The following is a 262-nucleotide window of genomic DNA, read 5'->3' as shown; positions in this document are numbered from 1 at the left end:
GCTGCAACCTTCACTCCGGGCTTCGAACAGGGTAACCGGCAGTTGCGGGTGGTCGTGAGCTACACCGACGCCTTCGGCACCCTGGAAACGCTGACCTCGGCAGCGACTGCGGCGGTGGTGCCGCCGCCAGGCGTGGTGCTGGTCGGTACTGCCGGGGCCAACACCCTGACCGGTGGTGCGGGCAACGACACGCTGTCGGGGCTGGGCGGCAACGATGTGCTCAACGGCCTTGGCGGCGCCGACCAACTGTTCGGCGGTGATG

At 68.7% G+C, this 262-nt stretch carries 1 protein-coding gene; it reads left to right on the top strand.

Features of this window, described 5'->3' with window-relative positions; all coding sequences use genetic code 11:
• Positions 1-262, top strand: a 262-nt coding sequence (locus tag FQ664_RS26260; protein WP_218570437.1) for a calcium-binding protein, incomplete at both ends; no start/stop codon positions are given.

It is taken from the genome of Pseudomonas persica, assembly GCF_900291015.1.
In the GTDB taxonomy this organism is placed as follows: Bacteria; Pseudomonadota; Gammaproteobacteria; order Pseudomonadales; family Pseudomonadaceae; genus Aquipseudomonas.
This window is presented reverse-complemented; position numbering and strand designations above follow the sequence as displayed.